We start from the raw sequence: 24,089 nt of genomic DNA on the forward strand, positions 1-24,089 counted from the left end.
ATGGGAGCCGTCGTCGCCGGGGGAGCAACCCGGGCGGCAGCTCCGCGCTCAGGCCTGGGTCAGGGCCCAGATCCCGACGGCGAAGCAGATCAGCGCCACCAGCAGCACCGGGACCGCCACCTTCGGGGGCGGTCCCGGCCGCTTGTGCGGAGCGTGTGCCGCGGCGTGCGACGGCTGCGGGGCCTGGGACGGCGCCTGGGCGAAGTGCGGCGGAGCTCCGGCTGCGGGAAAACCGGGTCCCGAGGCGGGAGCCTGCGGGTGCTGAGCGGTGTAGGCACGAGTGAGGGCTTGTTCGTGCTGCACCGCGGCCGTGGGCGCCTGGGAGAGGTCCGGTGCGGCGGCGGGGAAGGGGGACGCCGTATGCGCCGGAGCCTGAGTGGCGGGAGTGGCCGGCTGTGCTGTCCGGGGCGGCTGGGGCGTGGCTGCGGGGTGTTGCGGGGGCGGCTGGAGGTGGAAGCTGCCTGTCTCCGACATGGAGGCCGGGGGCTGTGCGTACGGCTGTTGTGCGGCCTGCCGGCCTGTCTGCTGCCCCGACGCCGGCGTCGCCTGCTCCTGCGGGCCGTCCGGGCCGGGCGTCGCGGCCGGCGGCGAGGCGGGTACCGGCCCGGTGGGGCCGAATCCTTCGGGCAGCGGGCCGATCTGGTCGAAGACCTCCACCGGCTCGTCGTCGATTCCGGGCTCGGGCAGCATCTCGACCGCGGCCGTCAGGGCCTTGCGCGCACCCGTGGCAGTACGGAAGCGGGCCTGGGGGTCCGGCTGCAGGAGGCCCGCGAGCACCTGCCACAGCGGCTCGGGGATGCCCTGCGGGGCGCTGGGAGTGCCGTGCGAGGCGAAGTGCTCGACGAGCGCCTGCGAGTCGGGTTTCTTCCCCTGCAGCAGATACAGCGCGACCAGGCCGACCGCGAAGAGGTCAGCGGAGAAGTCCGGCTCCGCGCCCATCATCTGCTCGGGCGCGAAGTAACCCGGCGTGCCCACCACGTAGTTCGTCTCGGTGAGCCGCGGCTCACCCTTGCGCATGGAGATCCCGAAGTCGGAGAGCCGCAGATGCGGCCGGCCGGTGCCGGTGGCCTCCATAAGGATGTTGGCGGGCTTGATGTCCCGGTGCACGACCCCCTCGGCATGCACGGTGGACAGTCCGGACAGCAGCTGGTCGAGCAGGGTGCAGACGAACCGAGGGGGCAACGGCCCGTAGTCACCGATGACATGGGCCAGCGAACCGCCGCTGATCAGGTCCATCGTGAACAGGACCTTGTCATCGTCCGCGGCCCAGCTGGCCGGGGCGAGCACATGGGGATGCTCGATCCGCAGCGCCTGCTCACGGACGAAGCGCAGCAGCGTGTGTGCGTCGCTCTGCTGGAGAACCTTGGCTGCCACATAGCGACGGCGCCGGTGATCCCAGGCACGCCAGACAGCACCGACCCCACCACGTCCGATCGGATCGATCAGCTCGTACCGACCAGCGAAGACCTCACCCATTGCGCTGCGCCCGCTCCCCGTTCCTGCTCTCGGCCGGTGCTTGTGCCCGCGCCCGGATACTGCGGATACCGAGCCTGTGCCCGGTCTAGCTCTGGTGTCCCTCGTAGTGCGCCACCGCGTCCGCGGTGCGTCCAGCGCCGTACACCTTGAGGAACTCTGCCAGTTCCGGGTGCGTCGGGGCGAGGGAGTCCGCAGCATCGATGATGTCACCGGCGGCCGCGACGGACCGCAGCAGCGACTGGATCTCGCGGACCACCCGGCGCACGGTCGGCGCTCCGCTGGTCGACGAGGTCTGGCCGGTGGAGGTGAGCACGGAGCCGCCCTGGGACTTCTTGATCTCTTCCATGCGGTCGGTTGCCTCTCCCGCGCTGACACTGCCGTCCGCGACCTGACTGGCCAGTTCCTGGAGCGCCTGGACGCGCTGCACGACGGCCGGGTTGCCGATCTTCGCCCGCTGACCGCTCATGAGCTGGGAGAGCATGGGGGCGGACAGCCCGAGTACTGCGGCGAGCCGGGCCTGGTTCAGGCCGAGATCATCGATCAGCCGGCGGAAGAGCGCCCCCAGCGGCTCTCCGTACCAACTGCGCTGAAGATCCCTGGCTCTGGCCGTCGCCTCTTGCTGCGCTGCATCCATTGCGTCTCCCCTTCGCTGCGGCTTCGCTGCTGCGAACCTCGACGAGCATCTTACGGAGCGTGGTCGTCGACCGGGAGCCCCAATCTTTTGGAGGATTCGGGGGATCACCCGGTACTCTGGTCTGCGGCGGTGGGCACCACGCAGCTGCGTGGGATGCTGCCCGCTTTTCGGGGCCTTAGCTCAGTTGGTAGAGCGCTGCCTTTGCAAGGCAGATGTCAGGAGTTCGAATCTCCTAGGCTCCACACCCTGAAGACCCCTCTGAACTGCGGAAACGTGGTCAGGGGGTCTTTTGCTGTCTTGGGTCCGATTTCCGTCCCGCGCCCAGGTCCGGGACGCGGCGGGTGGACCCGATGCCCACGCCACCAGCGGTGAGGTGCCGTGGACGACGAAGAGCGCCGGAGAACCCGAAGGTCTTCCGGCGCTCGTTACCCGTGCAGCTCAGCAGCTGATCAGGGGCGGTCGTCCAGGTCCGTGCCGTCGATGGCATCCGGTCCGTCCGCGTCGGTCTGCTTGGCCTGGACGTCCGGGTCCAGGAGCGTCCCGGTCCCGTCGACCGAGGAGAGCGGGGCGCGGTCGTCGACCTCGGTGGGCGCCGGCGGCTCGACCAGCCAGTCGGGGTTGGCCTGCTTGTCCCACCACCGCCAGGCGGCATAGGCGCCGCCCGCGAGGATGCCGGCCACGGCCAGTCCCTTGAACGCACGGCCGGCCTTGGCCCGCCGCTGGTGCTTCCGGGCCAGCTTCCTGATCTCCTTCGCCGTGACCTGCCCGCGCAGAGCGGCCAGGGCGGCCGCGCTGCGGGCCGTGGCCTCCGTGGCCACGGGCTGGGCGGCGGCCACGGCGCTCTCGACGCGCGGGACGGTGTAGTCCGCCGCGCTACGGGCTGCCTGACGGGTGCGGAGCGCGGCACGCTGCGCGGCCTCGTCGACCTTGGGGGGCACGTGCGTGCGGGCGAGTTCGATGCGTGGGGCGAGATGGGCGCCGTACTGGACGCGGGCCTGCTTGGCCGCCCGCGATACCTTCGGCGCGATCAGCGTGCGAGCCTCGTGCGCGTAGTGAGCGGCCTGGTCCTTGGCCGTGTCGGCGTAGGGTGCCACCACTTCCGCGGCGTGCTGCACGCTGTCCCTCGCCGAGTCGGTTGCGGCGCGCACGCTGTCGATGCGGGTCACGGGATCCTCCTCCTTGGTGGCGGGTAGGTACTCCGCCTGTCCACCCAATCCGAGATCATGCCTGCATGGGGCCTCTGCGGCATGTAGGGCGGGCATCCGGGTCATTCAGGTCATCAGGGACACCCGCGGGCAATGAGGTGCAAGGGGAGCCTGTCGTCGACAATGCCACGGTTCGGTCTGCCACGCGCCTGTCGTCACGCACTTGGCCGCATTCGTTCCTGCGGGAAGCGGTACCGGCTGTCGTCGTCGGGCGCCCACGGAGGGGCCGGAAAGCGCAAGTGACCGGTGCGGCGCAGGCAGGCCGGCCGCTGCGGCGGGTGGTCCGTGCGAGGATCGGTGGACGTCAGAGAAGACTTACGGAAGGCAGATCGTGGCCGAGCAGCTTTACGCCACCTTGAAGACCAATCAGGGCGACATCGAGGTCCGGCTTCTGCCGAACCACGCGCCCAAGACGGTCAAGAACTTCGTCGAGCTCGCCACCGGTGAGCGCGAGTGGACCCACCCCGCGACCGGCAACAAGTCCAAGGACCGGCTTTACGACGGCACCGTCTTCCACCGGGTCATCAGCGGCTTCATGATCCAGGGCGGCGACCCGCTGGGCAACGGCACGGGCGGCCCGGGATACGAGTTCGGCGACGAGTTCCACCCCGACCTCAGCTTCACCAAGCCGTACCTGCTGGCCATGGCCAACGCCGGCCCGGGGACCAACGGCTCGCAGTTCTTCGTGACGGTGTCGCCGACCGCCTGGCTGACCGGCAAGCACACCATCTTCGGCGAGGTGGTGGACCCGGCGAGCCAAAAGGTCGTGGACGCCATCGCGGCCGCCGCGACCAACGCGCGCACCGACCGGCCGGTGCAGGACGTGGTCATCGAGTCGGTCGTGGTGGAGACCCGCTGATCGCGTTCTGTCGCCGTACGCTCACTCTCTGATCGGCCCGTCCGGGAACCAACTGCCCTGCCCGTCCGTACTTGATGACAGAGCGGACGTGCGGGGCGGCCTTGTCCGCCCTGCCGCCAGGACGAGGACCGAGGGGACCGGGAAGTGATGGAACCGATGGACCAGCAGCCCCCGGGCGGGCAGAGCCCGTCCGCCCCCGTCGACGGCCCGGTCAGCTGCTACCGCCACCCGGGCCGCGAGACCTCGATCCGCTGCACCCGCTGCGAACGCCCGATCTGCCCCGACTGCATGGTCAGCGCCTCGGTCGGCTTCCAGTGCCCGGACTGCGTCCGCCAGGGGTCCGGTACGGGGCACAGCCCGGCTGCCAACCAGCCGCGCACCCTCGCCGGCGGCACGATCGCCGCCGACCCCCGGCTGATCACCAAGATCCTGCTCGGGATCAACCTCGCGGTGTTCGTCGCGGTGCTGGCCAACAGCGCGCTGGTCGACGATCTGGGGCTGCTCGGACAGGCCACCATCCACGACGGCGGTCCGTTCGAGGGTGTCGCGGAAGGCCAGTGGTACCGGCTGGTGACGTCGATGTTCCTGCACCAGGAGGTGTGGCACATCGCCTTCAACATGCTGGGTCTGTGGTGGCTCGGCGGGCCGCTCGAAGCGGCGCTCGGCCGGGCCCGCTACCTCGCGCTCTACCTGCTATCGGGGCTGGCGGGCAGCGCCCTGACCTACTGGCTCGCGGCGCCGAACCAGCTCACGCTGGGTGCCTCCGGTGCCATCTTCGGTCTGCTGGGTGCCACCGCGGTGCTCATGCGCCGGCTGAACTACGACATGCGCCCGGTCTTCGCGCTGCTCGCGATCAACCTGGTCTTCACCTTCAATCCCTGGGGCGGCATCGCCTGGCAGGCACACGTCGGCGGACTGGTCGCGGGCACGCTGATCGCGATCGGCATGGTGCACGCCCCGCGGGAGCGGCGGAATCTCGTGCAGTACGGCACCTGTGCCGTGGCCCTGCTGGTGGTGATCCTGATCGTGGCGGTCAGAACAGCGGCGCTGGCGTAAGAAGCCCGCCTCAGGCCGGTGTGGACCGTTTGTGATCGAAGTTGTCCACAGCGTGCACCCGATCTTGTGTATTCAGCGGGTACAACTGTGCCCCTTGTCGCTGAACTGGGTTTTTCCAGCAAGGACAAGGGGCGTGCCGCCCCGTTCGGGGTGGCTGCAGTCACACCGGCGTCAACGGCCGAGGAGTTATCCACAGATCGTCTGGCCTTTTCCCCCGCCTGTGGATAACGCTGTGGGTAACTCAGGGCAAGGGTTGCGGGACGGGGGTCCGCTGTGGAGCTAACTGCGCTGCGGAGCTACTTCCACTGGGTGGAGACGCCGAAGCCGCCGGCGATGAAGCCGAAGCCGACGACGATGTTCCAGTTCCCCAGCGCCTTGATCGGCAGGTCGCCGTCGGTCACGTAGAAAACGACGATCCAGGCCAGACCGATCAGGAAGAGCGCCAGCATGACCGGCGCCACCCAACTGCGGTTGGTCAGCTTTATGGCCGTTGCCTGCTTCGCCGGAGGGGGCGTGAAGTCGGCCTTCTTGCGGATACGTGACTTCGGCACGAGGAACTCTCCTGTCGATGCGCTGCGTTACCGCGCAGGGAACTGTGGCTGACGCCGGGGCGGGCGCGAGGGGGGAATGCTGCCTCCCCCGGGCGTCCGTTAGCGTAGTGCTTCCGTGGCGCCGAAGGAGATAAGGGTACGTTGAGCAATTCTGCCGACTCTCCCCCAGGCCCGGTCCGGCGCAGCCTCCGGAATCCGGTCAGAGTGCTCACCGCTGCCGTTTTCGCCCTGGCCGGCCTCATCTTCGTCACCAGCGCCAACACGGCCAAGGGTACGAATATCCGTACGGACTCCTCGCTGCTGAAGCTCTCCGACCTCATCCAGCAGCGCAGCGAGAAGAACGCCGGCCTCGAGGAATCGGCCGCATCCGTGCGCGAGGACATCGACACCCTCGCCCAGCGCGACGACGGCAGCACCAAGGCGGAGGACGCCCGGCTCAAGGCGCTGGAGCGGGCCGCCGGCACGACCAAGCTCTCCGGCCGGTCCGTGTCCGTCACGCTCAACGACGCCCCGCCGAACGCCACCGCGAGCCCCGGCTACCCCGATCCGCAACCCAATGACCTGGTGATTCACCAGCAGGACCTGCAGGCAGTCGTCAACGCCCTCTGGCAGGGTGGCGCCGGCGGCATCAAGGTGATGGACCAGCGGCTGATCTCCACCAGCGCGGTGCGCTGTGTCGGCAACACCCTGATCCTCCAGGGCCGGGTCTACTCGCCGCCGTACAAGATCACCGCCGTCGGTGATCCCGGCAAGCTCAAGCAGGCGCTCAACGCCTCCCCGGCGATCCAGAACTACCTGCTCTATGTGAAGGCGTACGGGCTCGGCTGGAAAGTCGACGAGCGCGAGGCGGTGACTCTTCCCGGCTACTCGGGCACAGTGGATCTCCACTATGCGGAGCCGGTGAAGTAGCGAGCAGCTGCGGGGAGGCCGACCGGTGTCGGTGCGACTGATCGTCAGGACGTTCAGCGAACTGTGCATCACCGTCGGTGCCCTGATCATTCTCTTTGTCGTGTACGTACTGTTCTGGACCGGTGTGAAGGCGGCCGGTGCCACCGAGGGGCAGATCGACGACCTGCAGAACCAGTGGGCGCAGGGGCCGGTCTCCGCACCCGCGACCTCCCCGGAGTCGCCCGCGCCGAAGCCCCCGGCGCCCAGGGCCTACCGCGACGGGAAACCGTTCGCGATGCTCTACGTACCCCGCTTCGGGAAGGGCTGGGAGTGGCCCGTGCTGGAGAACACCGAGGTCAAGACCCTGCAGAAGGGCCTCGGGCATTACCGCGGCACCGCCGGGCCCGGTGCCACCGGCAATTTCGCGGTGGCCGGACACCGCCGCACGTACGGCGATCCCTTCAAGGACTTCCCGGAGCTGCGCGCCGGTGACGCGGTGGTGCTGACGGACGGGACGACGTGGTTCACGTACCGCATCGACAAGAGGCCGTACCGCACCGTGCCCGGCGACATCGGCGTCATCGACCCCGTCCCGCGCAAGTCCGGCTTCGACGGTCCCGGGCGCTATCTGACGCTGACCACCTGCGACCCCGAGTGGGGCAGCAGCCACCGGCTCATCGTCTGGGCACACCTGGATGCGACCCAGCCCGTGACCGCCGGAAGGCCGACAGCTTTCCACAGCTGACCCACGGCCCTGCCCCGGCCCTTTAGTCTGGTCCCGTACCGAATGGAGGGGTCAGCATGTACGGCTGGATCTGGCGTCATCTGCCGGGCAACGTGTGGGTGCGTGGGTTCGTCTCGCTCGTGCTCGCCCTGGCGGTTGTCTACGTGCTGTTCCAGTACGTCTTCCCGTGGGCGGAGCCGCTGCTTCCGTTCGGCGATGTGACGGTCGACGGCGCCGGTCCGACAGGAGCCGGCCGATGAGCGCCCGCATCCTGGTCGTCGACAATTACGACAGCTTCGTCTTCAACCTCGTCCAGTACCTCTACCAACTGGGCGCCGAGTGCGAGGTGCTGCGCAACGACGAGGTGACGCCGGCGCACGCCCAGGACGGCTTCGACGGCGTCCTGCTCTCGCCCGGCCCCGGCACCCCCGAGCACGCGGGCGTCTGTATCGACATGGTGCGGCACTGCGCGGCGACCGGCGTCCCGGTCTTCGGGGTCTGTCTCGGCATGCAGTCGATGGCGGTGGCGTACGGCGGTGTCGTGGACCGCGCCCCCGAGCTGCTGCACGGCAAGACGTCGGCGGTGACCCACGAGGGCAAGGGCGTCTTCGCCGGTCTGCCCTCCCCCTTCATCGCCACCCGCTACCACTCGCTCGCCGCCGAACCGGACACGGTCCCCGGGGAGCTGGAGGTCACCGCGCGCACGGCCGACGGCATCATCATGGGGCTGCGGCACCGGGAGCTGGCGGTCGAGGGAGTGCAGTTCCATCCGGAGTCGGTGCTCACCGAGCACGGCCATCTGATGCTGGCCAACTGGCTGGCGCAGTGCGGTGACGCCGGAGCCGTCGAGAGGTCGGCGGGACTCGCGCCGGTGGTGGGCAAGGCCGTCGCGTGACCCCACCGCGCCACGGATCCGACGCCGGCCAGGACGGCCCGTACGAGCCGGAGGCGTACGAGGCCGCAGGCGCGTTCGAGGCGGCGGTCGGCCAGCTGGTGGACCCGCTGAACGATCCGCTGCCGGGGGAGCACGCCTCACCCTGGTTCCGGGCGGAGAACGCCCCCGGAGAGCCGGCGGCCGGCCCGACGACCCCGGACGATGGCCCGGCCGTCCCGCCGGGCGTCGGCGTCACCGAGGCTGAGCCGCCACACGGGCCACAGGCGGCTCAGGGCCCCCCGCGCGAGTGGTACGACCCCGAGGGCTACGAACGGGACTGGTACGGCCACCAGGAGCCCCTCCGGGCGGCCCCCGCCGAAGTGGTTCCCCCCAACGACGAGACCGTCGCGCTGCGTACGGCGGACACCCGGCGAATAGTCCCCACCGCGGCGACCACGCACCGCGCGGGACCGGAACATGGTTCGGGGGCCCGCGAGAAGCAGCAGGAGAGCACCGTAGAGGCCGGTGCGTCCGGTGACGCCGGCGCAGCCCTGGAGGCGGACGGGTCCGGCACAGCGGCGAGCACCGGTGGCCGGGCCGAGCGGCGCCGTGCGGCGAAGGGCCGCGGCCGAAGGCGCGCCGAACCGCAGTCGGGAGCCGCGTCGCAGACGGGCGCCCCCGCGAAGCCGATGTCGCGCGTCGAGGCGCGACGGGCGGCCAGGGCGGCCAAGGACAGCCCCGCCGTGGTGGTCAGCCGGGTGGTCGGCGAGCTGTTCATCTCGCTGGGCGTGCTGATGCTGCTGTTCGTCACCTACCAGCTGTGGTGGACCAACGTGCGCGCCGACCAGATCGCCGGCAACGAGACGCACAAGATCCAGGACGACTGGGCCAGCGGCAAACGTGCGCCCGGCGCGTTCGAAGCGGGGCAGGGTTTCGCCATCATCCACATCCCGAAACTGGATGTGGTCACGCCGATCGCCGAGGGGACCAGCAAGGACAAGGTCCTCGACCGCGGCATGGTCGGCCATTACGGCGAGGCGCCGCTGCGCACGGCGATGCCGTCGGCCAAGCAGGGCAACTTCGCGCTGGCCGGCCACCGCAACACGCACGGCGAACCGTTCCGCTACATCAACCGGCTGAGCCCCGGCGACCCGATCGTGGTCGAGACGCAGGATGCGTACTACACGTACGAGATGACGAGCGTCCTGCCGCAGACCTCGCCGTCCAATGTGTCGGTGATCGCCGCGGTGCCGCCGCAGTCGGGATTCACCAAGCCCGGGCGATACATCACGTTGACGACCTGTACACCCGAATTCACGAGTACGTACCGATTGATCGTCTGGGGCAAGATGGTCGACGAACGGCCGCGCAGCAAGGGGAAGCCCGACGCGCTCGTGGGCTGAACGGGCTGAACAACATCACGACAGGGACGGTGCGGTGGCAGCGAGGACCGAGGACCAAGAGCAGACCGGCGAGTCCGCGCCCCCGGTGCGGCACAGGAACCGCCATCCCGTCGCGACCGCGGTCAGTGTCTTCGGCGAACTCCTGATCACCGCGGGCCTGGTGCTCGGGCTCTTCGTCGTCTACTCCCTGTGGTGGACGAACGTGCTCGCCGACCGCGAGGCCACCAAACAGGGCGACACCATCCGCGACCGCTGGGCCGGCGGCCCGGGGGCGCTGGACACCAAGGACGGCATCGGCTTCCTGCACGTCCCGTCGATGAAGAACGGTGAGGTGCTAGTCAAGAAGGGCACCGACACCGAGATCCTCAACGACGGCATCGCCGGCTACTACACCGATCCGGTGAAATCGGCGCTGCCCGCTGCCAAGCACGGCAACTTCACGCTGGCCGCCCACCGGGACGGCCACGGGGCGAAGTTCCACAACATCGACAAGGTGCGGACCGGGGACGCGGTCGTCTTCGAGACCAAGGACACCTGGTACGTCTACAAGGTCTTCAAGGAGCTTCCCGAGACGTCGAAGTACAACGTCGACGTGCTCCAGGCGGTCCCGAAGGGCTCAGGCATGAAGAAGGCCGGCCGCTACATCACCCTGACCACCTGCACGCCCGTCTACACGTCGAAGTACCGCTACATCGTGTGGGGCGAGCTGGTCCGTACGGAGAAGGTCGACCGCGACCGTACGAAGCCGGCGGAGCTGCGCTGACGCGGAAGCCGCCTGAGCGCTTGAGCGCCTGGCGTCCGAGTGCCTGGTGTCTGCGTGCCTGAGTGCGTGCGTGCTTGGCGTTTGAATGCCTGAACCTGCCGGTACAGCAAAGGGCCCCGGTCACCGTTGCGGTGCCGGGGCCCTTCGCTGTGCCGTGTCCGGTCGTCAGTCCTGCTGTCCGTTCTGGCCGCCGAAGATGTTGCCGGGCCCGCCTCCGTCGACGGTTGTCAGGGTGACCGTGCCGCCCTTGTCCACCTGGGTGTTGGGCGCCGGAGCGCTGATGACCACCTTGGCGTCCGGCTTGTCGACCGAGTTGGGGCCGAGCGCGACCACCAGGCCGAGGCCTTCCAGCTGCGTCTTCACGTCCTGGTAGGACTTGCCGACGATGTCACCCGGGATGGTGACCTTCTCCGGCTCGGGCGGGCCCTTGGACACCTTCAGGATGATCGGGGCGTCCTTCGCGGCCTTCTTGCCGGCTGCCGGGGACTGGTCGACCACCTGGTTGGCCGGCTTGTCGGAGTCGACGTCGGTCCTGCCGACGTTGGTGAAGCCGAGTCCGGTGAGCTGGGCCAGCGCGTCGTCGTACGTACGGTCGGTCACCGGCGGCACCGAGAGCAGCTTCTGGGTGGCGACCGAGAGCTTGACCTCGGAGTTCTTCTCGGCCTTCGTGTCGCCCTTCGGCGACTGCTCCAGGACTCTGCCCGCTTCCACGTCGTCGGATTCGACCGAGGTGACCGAGACGGTGAACCCCTTCTCCTCCAACGTCTTGCGGGCGCTTTCCTCGGTCTTCTCCGTGACGTCCGGGACATCGATCTTCGGAGCGCCGCTGGAGACGAAGACCGTGACGGTCTCCTCCTCCGCCATCTTCTCGTCCGACGTCGGTGTCTGGCGGCAGATCTTGCCCTGGGGCTGCTCCTCGCACTCTTCCTTCGGACCGGTCTTGAGCACCACGTTGGCGTTGTCCGCGAGCTTCCGTGCGTCCTTGACGGTCAGGCCGACCATGTTGGGGACGTCGAACTTGTCGCTGTCGCTGTTCGTGTCGCCGAAGACCGCCTTGCCGATGAGGATCGCGCCGATCAGCACCAGGATGCCCGCGATGACCAGCAGGATCGTCGAGGTGTTGCTCTTCTTCTGCCGGCGGCGGTCGGGCCGGTCGTCGTAGCCGTAGCCGCCGTCGTCCGGGTTGACCGGGGGCAGCATCGACGTCTGGGCGCCGTTCTGGTCCGCGGCCCGCAGGGCGGTGGTGGGCTGGTCGTTGCCGTACCCGTCATAGCCGCCGTATCCGGCCGCGCCCATCGCCGAGGTGGCGGCGACCGGCTGTCCGTCGAGGCAGGCCTCGATGTCGGCGCGCATCTCGTCGGCCGACTGATAGCGGTAGTCCGGGTCCTTGACCAGGGCCTTCAACACGATCGCGTCCATCTCGGGCGTGATCTCGGGGTCGAAGTTGCTGGGGGTCTGCGGCTCTTCCCGTACGTGCTGGTAGGCAACCGCGACGGGTGAGTCGCCGATGAACGGCGGCCGGACCGTCAACAGCTCGTAGAGCAGGCAGCCGGTCGAATACAGGTCGGACCGTGCGTCGACCTGCTCGCCCTTGGCCTGCTCCGGGGAGAGGTACTGGGCAGTGCCGATGACGGCGGCGGTCTGGGTCATCGTCATGCCGGAGTCGCCCATGGCGCGGGCGATGCCGAAGTCCATGACCTTGACCTGGCCGGTGCGCGTCAGCATGACGTTGGCCGGCTTGATGTCACGGTGCACGATGCCCGCGCGGTGCGAGTACTCAAGCGCCTGGAGGATGCCGACGGTCATTTCGAGGGTGCGCTCGGGCAGCAGCCTGCGGCCCGAGTGGAGCAGCTCCCTGAGCGTCGACCCGTCGACGTACTCCATGACGATGTACGGGATCGAGACCCCGTCGACGTAGTCCTCACCGGTGTCGTACACCGCGACGATCGCCGGATGGTTGAGCGAGGCGGCGGACTGGGCCTCACGGCGGAACCGGGCCTGGAAGGACGGGTCGCGGGCGAGATCCGCCCGCAGCGTCTTCACAGCTACGGTGCGGCCGAGCCGGGTGTCGTGAGCGAGGTAGACCTCGGCCATGCCACCACGGCCGAGCACCGAGCCCAGCTCGTACCGGCCGCCGAGGCGACGCGGCTCTTCCATAACTGTTCCAGCCCTCTCCGTCAGTCCTGACCGCACCGGTGTGCGGTCCGGCGGTGTGCTGTTCGCGGATACGCTACCGGCCGCGCACTACCTGATCGGCCCGCAGGCGATACCTGATATCCGACCGGTATCCCCTCGTGCCGATATGGAGCCCGGTGTGGGTGGCGTCACTTCTTGCCGTCGATGACTGCCTGCATGACCGCCTTCGCGATGGGGCGGCCAGTCCGCCACCGGAGATGTCGTCCCGGTTGGCGTCGCTGTCCTCGACGACCACGGCGACGGCGACGGGGGAACCGCTGTCGGTCTTGGCGTACGAGATGAACCAGGCGTACGGGTTCTCGCTGTTGTTCAGACCGTGCTGAGCGGTACCCGTCTTGCCGCCGACGGTGACGCCCTGGATCTTGGCGTTCGTCCCGGTGCCCTTGTCGACGACGGTCTCCATCATCTGCTGGAGCTTCTGGGCGTTCTCACCCGAGAGGGGCTGGCTGAGCTGCTCCTTCTCGTGGGTGTAGATGACGTCCAGGTTGGGCGCCTGCCGCTCGGCGACCATGTACGGCTGCATCAGCTTGCCGTCGTTGGCGACCGCGGAGGCCACCATCGCCATCTGGAGCGGCGTGGCGCGGTTGGACGCCTGGCCGATGCCCGCCATGGCGTTCTGCGGCGGGTTGTCCTTGGGGTAGATGCTCGCGTCGGCGCGGACCGGAGTGAAGACTTCCTTGTTGAAGCCGAACTTGTCGGCTGCGTCGATCATCTTCTGGTTGCCGAGGTCGTCGCTGATCTTGCCGAAGACGGTGTTGCAGGAATACCGCAGCGCTTCCCGGAGCGAGGCGTTCTCACACGGGATGTTGCCCTCGTTGTCGAGGTTCTGGCTGGTCTGGGGAAGACGGAACGGCAGCGGCGACTTCGTCTTGGCGTCGATGTCGGTGTAGAGGCCGTCCTCCAGGGCAGCGGCCGCGGTGACGACCTTGAAGGTCGAGCCGGGCGGGTAGGTCTCGCGCAGCGCCCGGTTGAGCATCGGCTTGTCCTTGTCCTTCAGCAGGGACTGCCAGGCCTTGGTGTCGGCCTTGTCGTTGCCCGCGAAGGTCGAGGGGTCGTACGAGGGGGTGCTGGCGAGCGCCAGAATCGCGCCGGTCTGCGGATCCAGGGCGACGACGGCCCCTTCTTGTTGCCGAGCCCCTTGAAGGCGGCCTTCTGCGCGGCGCTGTTGAGCGTGGTGACGACGTTGCCGCCCTGCTTCTTCTCGCCGGTGAACATCGACATCGTCCGGTCGAAGAAGAGCTGGTCGTCGTTGCCGGTGAGGATGCCGTCCTCGATGCTCTCCAGCTGTGTGGCGCCGAAGGCCTGGGAGGAGTAGCCGGTGACGGGGCCCACATGGGGCCGTCCTGCCAGGCGCGCTTGTACTTGAAGTCGCTGTCCTTGGTCTCCTTGGACGCCGTGACCGCGTTGCCGCCGTCGACGATGATGTCGCCGCGCTCGTGCGCGTACCGCTCGATACGGACGCGGCGGTTCTCGTCGCGGGTGTTGAGCTCGTCGGCGCGCACGTACTGGAGGTAGTTGGTACGTACGAGCAGGGCCAGGATGAGGAGTCCGCAGAAGATCGCGATCCGGCGCAGGGGCTTGTTCACGGGCGGACCACCTGGGTCATCTCGGCGTCGGAGGAAGGCGCGGGGGCCGGTGCGGGGCGGCGCGCGGTGTCGCTGATCCTGATCAGGATCCCGATCAGGGCCCAGTTGGCGATCACGGACGATCCACCGGCTGCGAGGAACGGCATCGTCATACCGGTCAGCGGGATGAGCCCCATGACACCACCGGCGACGACGAAGACCTGGATGGCGAAGGCGCCGGACAGGCCGATGGCGAGGAGCTTGCCGAAGGGGTCGCGAGCGGCGAGCGCCGTGCGGACCCCGCGCTCGACGATGAGGCCGTAGACCAGCAGGACGGCCATCATCCCGGCGAGGCCGAGCTCCTCACCGACGGTGGAGAGGATGAAGTCGGCGTTGGCGGCGAAGCCGATCAGGTCGGAGTGGCCCTGCCCCCAGCCGGTGCCCATGGTGCCCCGGAACCGAAGGACATGATGGCGTTGCCGATCTGCTCACAGGCGCCGTCCGTCTGATAGCAGGCGAAGGGATCCATCCACGCGTCCACACGCTGCTGCACATGCGATTCGAACGTGGACACACCCACCGCTCCGGCCGCGGACATCAGCAGACCGAAGACGATCCAGCTGGTCCGCTCCGTCGCGACGTACAGCATGATCACGAAGAGGCCGAAGAACAGGAGTGACGTTCCGAGGTCGGTCTCGAAGACCAGGATCAGGATCGACAGCACCCAGATGACCAGGATCGGTCCCAGGTCGCGGCCGCGCGGCAGGTACAGCCCCATGAAACGGCGGCTGGCGAGGGCCAGCGCATCGCGTTTGACCATGAGATAGCCCGCGAAGAAGATCGCGATGATGATCTTCGCGAACTCGCCGGGCTGGATGGAGAAGCCGGCGATCGTGATCCAGATCTTGGCGCCGAACTTGCCGGGGAAGAACATCGGCAGGATCAGCAGAATCAGTGCCGCCACCATGGAGATGTACGTGTAGCGCTGCAGGATGCGGTGGTCCTTGAGCAGCATCAGGACTCCGACGAACAGAGCCACACCGATCGCGGAGTACATCAGCTGCCGGGGAGCGGAGGGAGTGAATACCCCGTAGAGGTTCTTGGCGTCCCTGATCAGCTTCGGCGACTGGTCCAGCCGCCAGATCAGCACCAGCCCCAGCCCGTTGAGGAGTGTGGCCAGCGGCAGCAGCAGCGGGTCCGCGTACGGGGCGAACTTGCGCACCACAAGGTGGGCCACGCCGCCGAGGAGTACCAGGCCGAGCCCGTATCCGAACATGCCGGAAGGCAGCGAGCCGTCGATGGCGAGACCCACGTTGGCGTAGGCGAACACCGAGATGCCGATGGCGAAGACCATCATCATCAGTTCGGTGTTGCGCCGGCTCGGTGCGTCGATCGCGCCGATCGTGGTCGTGTTGGTGACAACGCTCATGGTGCTGAAGGCCCCTACGGCTTTACTGCTTACCGCACTGCGGGACCAGCTTCTTCTCTTCCTCCGAGAGGCTGGGACCAGGAGTGGGAGTCGCTGAAGTCTGCTTGGTCTTGGTGGCGTCGGACGTCGAGGACGTCTTGGTTGCGTCCGTGTCCGTACCGCCGGCCTGGCCCTCGTCGCTGGGGGCGTTCTTCTCGGCTGCGCGGCGCTGTGCGTCCTTCTTGCAGGCGGTCGCCTGGTTGGAGAGTTCGGTGATCTTCTTGCGGGCGTCGGCGAGGCTGCCCTCGGCGATGGTCGCCTCCACCTGCTTGCGCTGGTAGGGCGGGAGGTACTTGAGTTCGATCTCGGGGTGGTCGCTCTCGATCTTCGAGAGCGAGACCCAGGCGAGGTCCTGGCTGATGCCCTGGTACAGCGCGACGTTGTCGTTCTTCGCGCCGACGTAGAACTGGGTCTGGGTCCAGCGGTAGCCGCCGTACAGGCCGCCGCCGATGACCGCCAGCGCGAGCACGACGTACAGGGACCGCTTGAGCCACTTGCGGCCGCCGCCGGGCTTGACGAAGTCGTCGTCGGAGTAGGACCCGAACGACCCGTCCGGCATTCCGCCGTAGCCGACGTCGTCACCACTGCCGGGAGGGCCGAAGCCACCCGCGGGCGGCGGGACGGGACGGCCGAGGCCGGCCGCTCGTCCGGCGGGGGTCTCCATCGCGCCGCCGTCGTTCAGCTGGGCGGCCTGGTTCTCCGCGACCGCGCCGACGATGACCGGGGTGTCGTTGAGCTGCCCGGCCAGGGTGTCGTTGCTGTCGACGTCGAAGACGTCGGCGACGATGCAGGTGATGTTGTCCGGGCCGCCGCCGCGCAGGGCGAGCTGGATCAGGTCCTGGATGGTCTCCTGCGGGCCCTGGTAGCTGGCGAGCGTCTCCTCCATCGTCTGGTGGGAGACGACGCCGGAGAGCCCGTCGGAGCAGATCAGATAACGGTCGCCGGCCCGGACCTCGCGGATGGAGAGGTCGGGTTCGACGTGGTCGCCACTGCCCAGCGCGCGCATCAGCAAGGAGCGCTGCGGGTGGGTGGTGGCCTCCTCCTCGGTGATCCGGCCCTCGTCTACCAGGCGCTGGACCCAGGTGTGGTCCTGCGTGATCTGGGTCAGTACGCCGTCACGCAGCAGGTACGCGCGTGAGTCGCCGACGTGTACGAGGCCGAGGCGCTGACCGGTCCACAGGAGAGCGGTGAGCGTGGTGCCCATGCCCTCCAGCTGCGGGTCCTCCTCGACCATCATGCGCAACTGGTCGTTGGCCCGCTGAACCGCGGTACCGAGCGAGGTCAGGATGTCGGAGCCCGGTACGTCGTCGTCCAGCTGGACGAGCGTGGAGATCACCTCGGAGCTGGCGACCTCACCGGCTGCCTGGCCGCCCATTCCGTCGGCGATGGCGAGAAGGCGCGGACCGGCGTAGCCGGAGTCCTCGTTGCCTTCCCGGATCATGCCCTTGTGCGATCCGGCGGCGAAGCGCAGGGAAAGACTCATGCGCACCTCGCCCGTCGGTTCGGGGTACAGCCGGTCTCGAGCCACACTGCCCACCCTCCGGTCGGGAGCCTGCCCGGGTCCGTTGCCCGGGCCGCCGCGGCTCGCTCGCTCCGCTCGCTCATTGTCGTACTACTTCCGCAGCTCGATGACGGTCTTGCCGATCCGGATCGGCGCGCCCAGCGGAACAGGCGTCGGGGTGGTGAGACGGGTCCGGTCCAGATACGTGCCGTTGGTGGACCCGAGATCCTCGACGATCCACTGGCCGTCACGGTCGGGGTAGATCCTGGCATGCCTGCTGGACGCGTAGTCGTCGTCCAGCACGATCGTTGAGTCATGGGCCCGGCCCAGCGTGATGGTCTGCCCCTGGAGCGCCACCGTGGTGCCGGTGAGGGTGCCCTCGGATACGACCAGCTTTGTCGGTGCCCCCCGGCGCTGGCGGCCGGGCTGCTGGCGTTGCTGCGGCGGTGCCGCAGCGGTTTGTTGGCGTGCCTGTGGCGGGCGCGCGTCGGTCGCGGTGCGGCGTGAGCCGCGCTGCGTGACGCGCGTTCCGAACAGGTCGCTGCGGATGACCTGGACGGCCACGATCACGAACAGCCACAGAACGGCAAGGAAACCTAGCCGCATGACCGTCAGGGTCAGCTCTGACATTGCCCCCGCTTCACCCTTCGGCTTGCCTGTAAACGATGGTGGTGTTGCCCACGACGATCCGCGAGCCGTCGCGGAGCGTAGCGCGGGTTGTGTGCTGCCCGTCTACCACGATGCCGTTGGTGGAACCGAGATCCTGGATCGTCGAGGGCGTTCCGGTCCGGATCTCGCAGTGCCGGCGGGAGACGCCGGGATCATCGATCCGCACGTCGGCGTCGGTGCTGCGTCCCATGACCAGCGTCGGGCGGGAGATCTGATGGCGGGTGCCGTTGATCTCGATCCAGCGTCGCACCTGCGTGTTCGGCAGGGGACTGGGGGTGGCCGGCGGGCGCCGGTCGGCCGCGGGCGCTGCGGGACGCCCGGCGCCCGGCGGCGGGGCCGCGGGCATGGGCGGCGCGGAGCTGGGCGGATAGCCGTAGCCACCGGGAGCCTGGGGAGCGGCGGGGCGCCCCTGTCCGGGGCGGCCCGGCTGAGCCGACTGTCCCGGGTGGTTCGGGAACCCTTGCTGGTCCGGCTGGCCCTGCTGTGACGAACTCGACGCCAGCGTGCGGCTGCGTACCCGGTAGAGACCGGTGTCGAGGTCGTCGGCCTTTTCCAGGTGGACCTTGATGGGGCCCATGAACGTGTAGCGCTGCTGCTTGGCGTAGTCCCGCACCAGGCCGGACAGCTCGTCGCCCAGCTGGCCCGAGTACGGGCTGAGCCGCTCGTAGTCGGGGGCGCTGAGCTCGACGATGAAGTCGTTGGGGACGACGGTCCGCTCGCGGTTCCAGATGGTGGCGTTGTTGTCGCACTCCCGCTGGAGAGCTCCCGCGATCTCGACCGGCTGAACCTCGGACTTGAAGACCTTGGCGAAAGTGCCATTGACGAGACCTTCGAGACGTTGCTCGAAACGCTTCATGACTCCCATGGGGCACCTCCTCCGGTGTCGTCGTCCCTGTACTGCTTACTGATCGTATCCACGCGTCGGGAAATCGGCTGGTTCCCCTTGTCTGCCCTGCGGATGAGTGTCCCCCCTCACACGGATCGTAGAGGCGGCCTCCTGACAGTGTCCCGCACCTTGGGTGCAGTCAGGAGGAGTGGGGGGCGGCCGCTCCGGGTTCCCGGTTCCCGTCAGGGGTTCGGCGAAACAAACGGATGTGAATCCACCCTGTCCAGCGTGCTAATCTTCCGGATGTCGCCAGGGGCTCGCACCAACAAGTGAGAGTTTCTGGAAACACCACTCATGCGCGAGTGGCGGAACGGCAGACGCGCTGGCTTCAGGTGCCAGTGTCCTTAGGGACGTGGGGGTTCAAATCCCCCCTCGCGCACAAGAGAGAAGCCCCGCAGACCACGGTCTGCGGGGCTTCTTCGGTTTGCTCCCCGGACTTACGGACGGTTTGCTCCCGCGCTCCAGCCGTTTGCTCGCCGGGCGGCCGGCGCCGGGGCTGGTACCGGGTTTGGTTTCACGTGAAACGCCCGATTCGCTACGCCTGAGGGCTGTGGGCGACCGCGGGGGCGGCCGAAACACGACCGCCGAAGGGCGCCGGAACGCGACGCGAAGGCCGGGGTCCGCGGACCCCGGCCTTCTCTATTGCCTGCGCCGTTCTCGTAGAGAGGTGCTGCCACCCCGGCAGGGAGGCGCGTGGCACTCTCGCGTGGCACTCCCGCGCGGAGGCGCCTGCCGTCCCGGTACGGGGTCGTGCGCTCCTCCGGTACGGCCGCGCGGCGGATTGCGTACGACTCAGACGGCGAGCCGGGAGGCGAGGTTCTTGGCCTTCTCCGTGGCGTCGGTGAACGCCTGGGCGCGGGAGGCGTCGGCGAGCGGGATGAGTTCGGCCATCTCCGGCTTGGAGTGCGCCAGCGTCAGCTCAGGGACGATGAAGTCGACCTCGGCGGCAAACATGGCCGTCAGCAGCGTCGCCAGATAGTTCTGGACGAACTCGGCGCCCGCGCGGGGCGTGCCCGGCGCGTACGAGCCGCCACGGCTGGCGACGACGGTGAAGGGGGTGCCGGCGACGGGGCTGTCCGGGCCGACGTTGTGGCCGACGATGATCACCTGGTCGAGCCACGCCTTCAGGGTGGACGGGATCGTGAAGTTGTACATCGGCGCACCGATCAGGACCGCGTCCGCAGCGGCCAGCTCGGCGGCGAGTTCGCCGCGCAGCGGGTCGTTCGCGCCGGCGGCCACGGCCGCGGCGTCCAGGTGCGGCAGCGGTTCGGCGGCGAGGTCGCGGTAGATGACCTGACCGTCGGGGTGCTGCTCGCGCCAGGCCTGCACGAATGCGGCGGTGACCTCGCGCGACGCGGAGCCCTGGGGGAAGACGGCGGAGTCGAGGTGCAGGAGTGTGGCCATGAGGGTCTCCACGGTTTCGGTAAGGCGGCGGGCCGGTCGGGCGAGCCGAAGTTTCGTATGTACCTAGTAATAGCATAGTGACTTACTAATCGTAAGTCCCACACGGTGACGCAGTACTCTGGGCGTATGGCGGATCACAGCGAGCAGGCGTGTCGGCGGGTCGACGTGGGCATCAGTCGCGTCTTCGAGCTGTTCGGCAAGCGCTGGACGGGGCCGATCGTCTCCGTGCTGCTCCAGCAGCCCGTGCACTTCGCCGATCTGCGCCGAGCGATTCCGGGCATCAGCGAGCGCATGCTCTCGGACCGGCTCTCCGAGCTCGGTACGGCGGGACTGGTGGTCCGTGAGGTCGACGAGGGGCCGCCGCTGAGGGTTTCGTACCGCCTGACGCAGGCCGGTGCCGCGATGGAGCCCGCGCTCAAGGAACTGGGGCGCTGGGCCGAGACGCATCTGAAGGACGGCGCCGGCGACTGTTAGCCGGGCTCCGGGCGGCCTGGCGCCGGCTGTGGCAGGCCGGGCGCGACCACGGTCACGGTGCCGGTGGCTCCGGAGGGCTTGTGTCGCTCGTCGAGTTGTAGCGCAGTAGATACGTGGCGAACCGGCCCAGATCTTCCGCCGTCCACTCCGCCAGTCGGTCCTGGAAGGCGCCGCGGCGGCGGGCCTGTGTCGAGGCGAGCGCCCGGGTTCCGCTCTCGGTGGGGTGCAGTACCTGGATGCGGTGATCGGCCGGGTCCGGGTGGCGCTCGACCAGGCCCAGTTTCTCCAGGCCGGAGACCTGTCGGCTGACCGTGGACTTGTCGAGCATGTAGTGCGCGGCCAGATCCGTGGCGCGGCATCCCTGCTGTTCGTCGATGTGTGCCAGCAGTGTGTACGAGACCAGCGGCAGCTCCGGGTGGAGGTGGGCCGCGGTGGCCCGCGCGCGGCGCGCGAAGGCGGTCAGCTCGCGCTGGATGACGTCCAGTGACTCTTCGCGTTCTCCGGGGGTGCCTGGCACGGGCTCGCCTTCCTCGAAAGTTCAGTTGTATAGTACAACGGAATAGGGGTTGTAAAAGCCAACCATCATCCGAACCTTCTGGAGTCTTCCGATGTCCACAGGCCAGAGTGCCGCTCCCGGCTCGACCGCCGCAGCGCTGCGTCATGTGCTGAGCCACCTCGTCACGCCGCTGCTGATGTGCGTCGGTATGGGGCTCGCCTACCTCGGGGCCTTCCATGCCCCGCAGCCGCACGATCTGCGGGTGGACGTGGTCGGTTCGGGACCGAGCGCGCAGGTGCTCGCGCAGACTCTGCAGGACAAGGGAGACGGGGCGCTGAGTGTCCGCACGGTTGCCGATCGCGCCACGGCGGTCGATCACCTGAGGACGCAGGCGAGTTACGGCGCCTACCTGCCGGGGAAGAGCCCCGAACTGCTGGTGGCCGCCGCGTCCTCCGACACCAGTGCCACGGTGGTGCAGAAGGTGTTCACCGAGGTGGCGGCCGGGCAGGGCGCCCCACTGAAGGTGACCGACGAGGCCCCGACCGCGGACGGCGACCCGACCGGGCAGGGGATCTTCTTCCTGCTTGTCGCGGTGAGCATCGGGTCGTACGCGTCCGTCGCCGTGATCGGCGGAGCCGGTGGAGTGCTGGCGCTGCGCATCAGGGCGCTGCTGGCCGTTGGCGCGTCATTCGTGGTGAGTGTGATCGGGGCGGCGTTCGCGGGACCGCTGTTCGGGCTGGTGGAACACGGCCTCGGCGGTCTGTGGGCTATGGCGTGGCTCTACTCGGCGGGCATCCTGCTGATCGGTGTCGGGCTGCACACGTTCCTCAAGCGGTGGACCACGCTCGGGGTGATGGTGCTGTTCGTCATGCTCAACTTCACCAGCTCCGGCGGCATCTTCCGGCCCGAGCTGCAGCCCGGGTTCTTCGGCGCGCTGCACTCCTTCTGGAACGGGGCGGGCTTCGTCGAGGGAGTCCGCAGCCACGTGTACTTCGGCGGGCACGCGCTCGGCGGGCACCTGCTGGTGCTCGCGCTCTGGTTCGCGGCCGGCCTGGTCGTGGTGGCACTGGCGGGTCTGGCGGAGCGGAAGCGCCGCAACGCCGTGACCGGTGCGGAGACCGCGGCCACCGGTACCCATCGGCGCGTGGCCACCGACCCTGCGGACGAATCCGCAGCCGGTTCGGCGGCGGCAGTGGAGCCGGGTGCCGGGGAACGGCCGGGGACGCGGGCCGGGACGGAGACCGAAGCGGCGGCCGAAGAGGAGATGGAGGAGACGGTAGCCGTCTGACCAGGAGAAGACGGAGGAGACGGTAGCCGTCTGACCAGGAGGAGATAGAGGAGACGGTGGCCGCCTGACCAGGCAGGGGAGGCCGTGGCGAGAGTTTTCCACAGGCGGCGGAGCCGGTCATCCACAGGGGCAGACGGCCGCCGGTGAACGGCGGTACCGTCGTCGGCAGTTGATGTTGTACCGGGGCGCCGGACGGCGGCTTCGGGCGAGGTCGGGGGAGGCTGTGCGCCATGGGCGAGATCGAAGCGACAGTGCCGGTGCCGGTGCAGCGCGCTGTACGGGATGATCCGCGGATTCCGGTGGTGCCCGGGTTCGCCCGCCGTACGGACCCGGAGGACCGCACCACCCCGCAGCCGCCGAGGGAAGTGGGCAAGGCGCTGCGCGAGCGCGTGCCCCGTTCCTCGCATCAGGCGCTGGACCTGCCTGCGGGGCGGCCCGATGCGGTGCGAGCGGTCGAGGAATCGAACCGGGGCAGGGTGCCCGGACTCACGCCGATCCGAGTGGGGCGGATGGCCGCCTCACCGTTCGCCTTTCTCCGGGGTTCGGCCGGGCTGATGGCGCATGACCTCGTGGGCACCCCTGTCACCGGGGTGGGCGCCCAGCTCTGCGGTGACGCGCATGCGGCCAACTTCGGTCTGTACGGCGATGCGCGGGGCAATCTGGTCATCGATCTGAACGACTTCGACGAGACCGTGACGGGCCCCTGGGAGTGGGATCTCAAGCGCCTCGCCACCTCATTGGTGCTCGCCGGCCGCGAGGCGGGTGCGGACGAGGAGACCTGCCGCAGAGCTGCCTACGACACGGTGGGCGCCTACCGGCGGACGATGAGGCTGCTGGCAAAGATGCCCGCGCTCGACGCATGGAATGCCATCGCCGACGAGGAGCTCGTCTCGCACACCGACGCGCGGGACCTGCTCGGGACACTGGAGCGGGTCTCGGCGAAGGCCCGTAACAACACCAGCGCCCGCTTCGCCGCCAGATCCACGGAGGACTCCGAGGACGGCGGACGCCGTTTCGTCGACGCACCGCCGGTGCTGCGCCGGGTGCCGGACGCCGAGGCCGCCGCCGTGGCGGCGGGACTCGGCGCCTATCTGGGCACCGTCTCGGAGGACCGGGTTCCGCTGCTCGCCAGGTACGCGATCCACGATGTGGCGTTCCGGGTGGTCGGCACGGGGAGCGTGGGCACCCGGTCGTACGTGGTGCTGCTGCTCGACCACCGGGGGGAGCCGCTGGTGCTGCAGGTGAAGGAGGCCAGGCCCTCGGTGCTGGCGCCCCACCTGCCCGCCGTGGGGTTCGACGTGCCGGAGGTGGTGCACGAGGGGCGTCGGGTGGTGCTCGGACAGAAGCGGATGCAGGTCGTCAGCGACATTCTGCTGGGCTGGGCGACCGTGGACGGGCGGCCCTACCAGGTACGGCAGTTCAGGAACCGCAAGGGCAGCGTCGATCCGGCGGCCTTGGCGGCCGACCAGGTCGACGACTACGGCCGGATGACCGGAGCGCTGCTGGCGCGAGCCCATGCGCACAGCGCCGATCCGAGGCTCATCGCGGGCTACTGCGGGAAGAACGAGGAGCTGGACGAGGCGCTGGCGGCGTTCGCCGTGACCTACGCGGACCGCACGGAGGCGGACCACGCGGAGCTCGTGCAGGCGATCGGTGCCGGGAGGATAGCCGCCGAACTCGGGGTGTGAGCCCCGTCCCGCCGACCGTGC

At 68.9% G+C, this 24,089-nt stretch carries 21 protein-coding genes, 2 tRNA genes and 2 pseudogenes; 13 read left to right on the plus strand and 12 right to left on the minus strand.

Features of this window, described 5'->3' with window-relative positions:
- Positions 1–48: 48 nt before the first annotated feature.
- Both LNW71_RS15235 and LNW71_RS15240 read right to left on the minus strand, forming a co-directional pair.
- Positions 49–1,476 carry a serine/threonine protein kinase gene (locus tag LNW71_RS15235; protein WP_250968720.1) on the minus strand — a complete coding sequence of 476 codons (1,428 nt, stop codon included), beginning with the start codon at positions 1,474–1,476 and terminating at the stop codon, positions 49–51.
- A gap of 85 nt (positions 1,477–1,561) precedes the next feature.
- Positions 1,562–2,110: a DNA-binding protein gene (locus LNW71_RS15240; protein WP_250968721.1), complete on the minus strand. Its 549-nt coding sequence runs from the start codon at positions 2,108–2,110 to the stop codon at positions 1,562–1,564.
- Positions 2,111–2,279: 169 nt separating this feature from the next.
- Here LNW71_RS15240 and LNW71_RS15245 point away from each other — a divergent pair.
- Positions 2,280–2,352: transfer RNA gene (locus LNW71_RS15245), tRNA-Ala, on the plus strand.
- A gap of 207 nt (positions 2,353–2,559) precedes the next feature.
- Here the strand turns inward: LNW71_RS15245 and LNW71_RS15250 are convergent.
- A complete protein-coding gene (locus LNW71_RS15250; protein ID WP_250968722.1) occupies positions 2,560–3,276 on the minus strand; it encodes a DUF5324 family protein in 717 nt (238 codons plus the stop codon).
- A gap of 370 nt (positions 3,277–3,646) precedes the next feature.
- On the opposite strand from LNW71_RS15250, the gene LNW71_RS15255 reads away from it, so the two are divergent.
- Both LNW71_RS15255 and LNW71_RS15260 read left to right on the plus strand, forming a co-directional pair.
- Positions 3,647–4,174, plus strand: coding sequence for a peptidylprolyl isomerase (locus LNW71_RS15255; RefSeq protein WP_250968723.1), 528 nt, complete (start codon positions 3,647–3,649; stop codon positions 4,172–4,174).
- A 156-nt stretch (positions 4,175–4,330) separates the two neighbouring features.
- Positions 4,331–5,230: a rhomboid family intramembrane serine protease gene (locus LNW71_RS15260; RefSeq protein ID WP_250972017.1), complete on the plus strand. Its 900-nt coding sequence runs from the start codon at positions 4,331–4,333 to the stop codon at positions 5,228–5,230.
- A gap of 296 nt (positions 5,231–5,526) precedes the next feature.
- Here LNW71_RS15260 and crgA read toward each other — a convergent pair whose 3' ends face one another.
- Entirely contained in the window at positions 5,527–5,781 is a 255-nt protein-coding gene (crgA, locus tag LNW71_RS15265) for a cell division protein CrgA (RefSeq protein ID WP_250968724.1), read from the minus strand.
- A gap of 141 nt (positions 5,782–5,922) precedes the next feature.
- Between crgA and LNW71_RS15270 the strand changes: the two genes are divergently transcribed.
- The 6 genes from LNW71_RS15270 to LNW71_RS15295 are packed head-to-tail and all read left to right on the plus strand — an operon-like array spanning position 5,923 to position 10,433.
- Positions 5,923–6,690 (plus strand): DUF881 domain-containing protein, encoded by a 768-nt coding sequence (locus tag LNW71_RS15270; RefSeq protein WP_250968725.1) that lies wholly within the window; start codon positions 5,923–5,925, stop codon positions 6,688–6,690.
- Positions 6,691–6,715: 25 nt separating this feature from the next.
- Entirely contained in the window at positions 6,716–7,414 is a 699-nt protein-coding gene (locus LNW71_RS15275; RefSeq protein WP_250968726.1) for a class E sortase, read from the plus strand.
- Between the two features lie 56 nt (positions 7,415–7,470).
- Positions 7,471–7,653, plus strand: coding sequence for a hypothetical protein (locus tag LNW71_RS15280; RefSeq protein WP_250968727.1), 183 nt, complete (start codon positions 7,471–7,473; stop codon positions 7,651–7,653).
- Complete coding sequence (locus LNW71_RS15285; RefSeq protein ID WP_250968728.1) at positions 7,650–8,288, plus strand: aminodeoxychorismate/anthranilate synthase component II; 639 nt, start codon at positions 7,650–7,652, stop codon at positions 8,286–8,288. Before LNW71_RS15280 ends, LNW71_RS15285 begins: the two co-directional genes overlap by 4 nt.
- The gene (locus tag LNW71_RS15290; protein WP_250968729.1) at positions 8,285–9,670 is read left to right on the plus strand and encodes a class E sortase; all 1,386 of its coding nucleotides are present in this window, start codon (positions 8,285–8,287) and stop codon (positions 9,668–9,670) included. The genes LNW71_RS15285 and LNW71_RS15290 overlap by 4 nt, the downstream gene beginning before the upstream one ends.
- A gap of 34 nt (positions 9,671–9,704) precedes the next feature.
- Entirely contained in the window at positions 9,705–10,433 is a 729-nt protein-coding gene (locus LNW71_RS15295; RefSeq protein ID WP_250968730.1) for a class E sortase, read from the plus strand.
- Between the two features lie 165 nt (positions 10,434–10,598).
- Here LNW71_RS15295 and pknB read toward each other — a convergent pair whose 3' ends face one another.
- The 6 genes and pseudogenes from pknB to LNW71_RS15325 form a co-directional block, all read right to left on the minus strand.
- Entirely contained in the window at positions 10,599–12,590 is a 1,992-nt protein-coding gene (gene pknB / locus LNW71_RS15300) for a Stk1 family PASTA domain-containing Ser/Thr kinase (RefSeq protein WP_250968731.1), read from the minus strand.
- 167 nt (positions 12,591–12,757) lie between these two features.
- Positions 12,758–14,215: pseudogene (locus LNW71_RS15305) on the minus strand (peptidoglycan D,D-transpeptidase FtsI family protein).
- Positions 14,212–15,623, minus strand: a pseudogene (locus tag LNW71_RS15310) (FtsW/RodA/SpoVE family cell cycle protein). Before LNW71_RS15310 ends, LNW71_RS15305 begins: the two co-directional pseudogenes overlap by 4 nt.
- A gap of 22 nt (positions 15,624–15,645) precedes the next feature.
- Entirely contained in the window at positions 15,646–17,145 is a 1,500-nt protein-coding gene (locus tag LNW71_RS15315; protein WP_250968732.1) for a Stp1/IreP family PP2C-type Ser/Thr phosphatase, read from the minus strand.
- Positions 17,146–17,274: 129 nt separating this feature from the next.
- Complete coding sequence (locus LNW71_RS15320) at positions 17,275–17,793, minus strand: FHA domain-containing protein (RefSeq protein ID WP_250968733.1); 519 nt, start codon at positions 17,791–17,793, stop codon at positions 17,275–17,277.
- Between the two features lie 10 nt (positions 17,794–17,803).
- Positions 17,804–18,697 carry a DUF3662 and FHA domain-containing protein gene (locus LNW71_RS15325; RefSeq protein ID WP_250968734.1) on the minus strand — a complete coding sequence of 298 codons (894 nt, stop codon included), beginning with the start codon at positions 18,695–18,697 and terminating at the stop codon, positions 17,804–17,806.
- A 317-nt stretch (positions 18,698–19,014) separates the two neighbouring features.
- Here LNW71_RS15325 and LNW71_RS15330 point away from each other — a divergent pair.
- Positions 19,015–19,097: transfer RNA gene (locus tag LNW71_RS15330), tRNA-Leu, on the plus strand.
- A gap of 413 nt (positions 19,098–19,510) precedes the next feature.
- On the opposite strand, the gene LNW71_RS15335 is transcribed toward LNW71_RS15330, so the two are convergent.
- Complete coding sequence (locus LNW71_RS15335; RefSeq protein WP_250968735.1) at positions 19,511–20,122, minus strand: NAD(P)H-dependent oxidoreductase; 612 nt, start codon at positions 20,120–20,122, stop codon at positions 19,511–19,513.
- A gap of 126 nt (positions 20,123–20,248) precedes the next feature.
- Here LNW71_RS15335 and LNW71_RS15340 point away from each other — a divergent pair, with 126 nt between their 5' ends.
- The gene (locus tag LNW71_RS15340) at positions 20,249–20,596 is read left to right on the plus strand and encodes a helix-turn-helix domain-containing protein (protein WP_250968736.1); all 348 of its coding nucleotides are present in this window, start codon (positions 20,249–20,251) and stop codon (positions 20,594–20,596) included.
- Between the two features lie 52 nt (positions 20,597–20,648).
- On the opposite strand, the gene LNW71_RS15345 is transcribed toward LNW71_RS15340, so the two are convergent.
- Complete coding sequence (locus LNW71_RS15345) at positions 20,649–21,113, minus strand: MarR family winged helix-turn-helix transcriptional regulator (RefSeq protein ID WP_250968737.1); 465 nt, start codon at positions 21,111–21,113, stop codon at positions 20,649–20,651.
- A gap of 91 nt (positions 21,114–21,204) precedes the next feature.
- On the opposite strand from LNW71_RS15345, the gene LNW71_RS15350 reads away from it, so the two are divergent.
- Both LNW71_RS15350 and LNW71_RS15355 read left to right on the plus strand, forming a co-directional pair.
- Positions 21,205–22,380 (plus strand): hypothetical protein, encoded by a 1,176-nt coding sequence (locus LNW71_RS15350; protein ID WP_250968738.1) that lies wholly within the window; start codon positions 21,205–21,207, stop codon positions 22,378–22,380.
- A gap of 230 nt (positions 22,381–22,610) precedes the next feature.
- Entirely contained in the window at positions 22,611–24,068 is a 1,458-nt protein-coding gene (locus tag LNW71_RS15355; RefSeq protein ID WP_250968739.1) for a DUF2252 domain-containing protein, read from the plus strand.
- Positions 24,069–24,089: the final 21 nt, after the last annotated feature.

The sequence above is a fragment of the Streptomyces sp. RKAG290 genome (assembly GCF_023701695.1).
GTDB lineage: Bacteria > Actinomycetota > Actinomycetes > Streptomycetales > Streptomycetaceae > Streptomyces.

Excerpts from the sequence above, each read along its gene's own strand:
- LNW71_RS15285 (WP_250968728.1), top strand. The coding sequence starts at position 7,650 with ATGAGCGCCCGCATCCTGGTCGTCGACAATTACGACAGCTTCGTCTTC.
- LNW71_RS15340 (WP_250968736.1), top strand. The coding sequence starts at position 20,249 with ATGGCGGATCACAGCGAGCAGGCGTGTCGGCGGGTCGACGTGGGCATC.
- LNW71_RS15315 (WP_250968732.1), bottom strand. The coding sequence starts at position 17,145 with ATGAGTCTTTCCCTGCGCTTCGCCGCCGGATCGCACAAGGGCATGATC.
- LNW71_RS15235 (WP_250968720.1), bottom strand. The coding sequence starts at position 1,476 with ATGGGTGAGGTCTTCGCTGGTCGGTACGAGCTGATCGATCCGATCGGA.
- LNW71_RS15355 (WP_250968739.1), top strand. The coding sequence starts at position 22,611 with ATGGGCGAGATCGAAGCGACAGTGCCGGTGCCGGTGCAGCGCGCTGTA.
- LNW71_RS15320 (WP_250968733.1), bottom strand. The coding sequence starts at position 17,793 with ATGTCAGAGCTGACCCTGACGGTCATGCGGCTAGGTTTCCTTGCCGTT.
- LNW71_RS15325 (WP_250968734.1), bottom strand. The coding sequence starts at position 18,697 with ATGGGAGTCATGAAGCGTTTCGAGCAACGTCTCGAAGGTCTCGTCAAT.
- LNW71_RS15350 (WP_250968738.1), top strand. The coding sequence starts at position 21,205 with ATGTCCACAGGCCAGAGTGCCGCTCCCGGCTCGACCGCCGCAGCGCTG.
- LNW71_RS15260 (WP_250972017.1), top strand. The coding sequence starts at position 4,331 with ATGGACCAGCAGCCCCCGGGCGGGCAGAGCCCGTCCGCCCCCGTCGAC.
- LNW71_RS15335 (WP_250968735.1), bottom strand. The coding sequence starts at position 20,122 with ATGGCCACACTCCTGCACCTCGACTCCGCCGTCTTCCCCCAGGGCTCC.
- LNW71_RS15240 (WP_250968721.1), bottom strand. The coding sequence starts at position 2,110 with ATGGATGCAGCGCAGCAAGAGGCGACGGCCAGAGCCAGGGATCTTCAG.
- LNW71_RS15280 (WP_250968727.1), top strand. The coding sequence starts at position 7,471 with ATGTACGGCTGGATCTGGCGTCATCTGCCGGGCAACGTGTGGGTGCGT.
- pknB (WP_250968731.1), bottom strand. The coding sequence starts at position 12,590 with ATGGAAGAGCCGCGTCGCCTCGGCGGCCGGTACGAGCTGGGCTCGGTG.